This is a genomic window from Rhizobacter sp., from assembly GCF_031412495.1.
Classification (GTDB): domain Bacteria; phylum Pseudomonadota; class Gammaproteobacteria; order Burkholderiales; family Burkholderiaceae_C; genus Schlegelella_A.
Genome location: NZ_JANODC010000219.1, coordinates 1 through 2,047, shown reverse-complemented (window position 1 = coordinate 2,047; position 2,047 = coordinate 1). Strand labels below are relative to the sequence as shown.

Annotated in this window: 3 protein-coding genes; all 3 read left to right on the top strand. The window is 63.5% G+C overall.

The features are described from left to right. The coding region (locus AC30N0_RS08250; RefSeq protein WP_489517443.1) for a Bug family tripartite tricarboxylate transporter substrate binding protein at window positions 1-847 on the top strand (847 nt) is incomplete at its 5' end. A 137-nt stretch (window positions 848-984) separates the two neighbouring features. Continuing rightward, window positions 985-1,506: a tripartite tricarboxylate transporter TctB family protein gene (locus AC30N0_RS08245; RefSeq protein ID WP_489517444.1), complete on the top strand. Its 522-nt coding sequence runs from the start codon at window positions 985-987 to the stop codon at window positions 1,504-1,506. A gap of 28 nt (window positions 1,507-1,534) precedes the next feature. Beyond that, window positions 1,535-2,047 (top strand): tripartite tricarboxylate transporter permease (locus tag AC30N0_RS08240; RefSeq protein WP_489517442.1); only part of this gene is annotated, 513 nt, incomplete at its 3' end.

Genomic DNA, 2,047 nt, shown 5'->3' with positions numbered 1-2,047 from the left:
GGGCATCATCGTCAAGCACAAGCTGATGAAGGAATCGCTGGTGGTCGTCAACAAGTCGGGCGGCGCAGGCGCCGAGGGCTTTCTGGCCGTCAAGGAGGCCAAGGGCGACCCGCACAAGATCATCATCACGCTGTCGAATCTGTTCACCACACCGCTGGCCACCGGCGTGCCCTTCAACTGGAAGGACATGACGCCCGTGTCGATGATGGCGCTCGACCAGTTCGTGCTGTGGGTCAACGCCGACAAGCCGTACAAGACCGCGGCCGAATTCATCGCTGCCGTCAAGGCTGCGGGGCCGAGCAAGATGAAGATGGGCGGCACGGGTTCGAAGCAGGAAGACCAGATCCTGACAGTCGGCCTCGAGAAGGCCACCGGCACCAAGTTCATCTACGTGCCGTACAAAGGTGGCGGCGAGGTGGCGGTGCAACTCGTCGGCGGGCACATCGACGCCACGGTCAACAATCCGATCGAGGCCGTGGCCCAGTGGCGCGCCGGCAAGCTGCGCCCCCTGTGCGTGTTCGACGACACCCGCATGCCTTACAAGGAAAAGGTCACCGACACGCAGTCCTGGGGTGACATCCCCACCTGCAAGGAAGCCGGCGTCCCAACCGACTCCGTGATGTTGCGCGGCCTGTTCATGGCTCCTGGCGTGACGGCCGACCAGACCGCGTATTACGTGGCGCTGTTGAACAAGGTCCGCGCGACGCCGGACTGGAAAGAATTCATGGAGAAAGGCGCCTTCAACACGACGGCGCTGAGCGGCACGGAATACGTCAAGTGGCTGACCAGCGCCGACATCCTGCACAAGCAGCTGATGACGGAAGCCGGCTTCATCGCCAAACCGTGATCGAGGGGCCGGCTCGCGTCACGCCCAGGGTCTGACGCGAGACCGCCCGTTTTTGCTGCCGGCCCGTGTCGCGCCATCACGCGCAACGCGGGCTGATCGATGCGCAGCGGCCCGGCCGCTCCGAAGGAACCCGCACCATGTCAGACCATGATTTGTCCGCAGCCGACAGCCCCGCGGTGGTGAAGAACTGCACCATGGATGCGGTGGTCGCCGCGATCCTTTTCGTGATTGGCGCGGTCGTCGTGGTGGAGGCGCGCCGCCTGGGCGCGGGCTGGACCAGTGATGGACCCGGTGCGGGCTACTTCCCCTTCTATATCGGCGCGATCGTCTGCATTTCGGCGCTCGGCATCATCGTGCATTCGCTTCGCGCGAGTTCGCGCGATGAAGGAACCTTCGTCGACCGGGTGCAACTGGGCCGGGTGTTGTCGGTGCTGCTGCCGGCCGCGGTGTACGTGCTGGGAATCTGGTTCGCCGGGCTGTATGTCGCCTCGGCCATCTACATCGCCCTCTTCATGATCATTCTGGGCAAGTACTCGCCGCTCAAGAGCGTGGTGGTGGCGGTTTCCGTCGTCGCGCTGTTCTTCATGATGTTCGAGGTCTGGTTCAAGGTGCCGCTGTACAAAGGCACGCTCGAGCCCTTGCGCTTCCTCGGTTACTGAATCCCACGCCACAGCTCCGGAGCGCGCAATGGAAGAGATCAATTCCCTGATGCAGGGCTTCGCCGTGGTGCTGACGCCGCTGAACATCGGGCTGATGTTCGTGGGCATCATCCTCGGGGTGCTGATCGGCGTGCTGCCTGGTCTGGGCGGCGCCAACGGTGTGGCGATCCTGCTGCCGTTGACCTTCACGATGTCGCCGACTTCGGCCATCGTGATGCTGTCGTGCATCTACTGGGGCGCGCTCTTCGGTGGCGCCATCACCTCGATCCTCTTCAATATTCCCGGCGAGCCGTGGTCGGTCTCGACCACCTTCGACGGCTATCCCCTGTCGCAGAAGGGCAAGGAAGGCCAGGAGCTGACGGCGGCCTTCACGTCGAGCTTTGTCGGCGCCTTCGTGGCGGTGCTGATGATCACCTTCCTGGCTCCGCTGGTGGCCAGGTTCGCCTTGAAATTCGGCGCGCCGGAGTTCTTTGCGGTCTACCTGCTGACCTTCTGCAGCTTCGTCGGCATGGGCAAGGGCTCGCCTTTCAAGATCCTGATC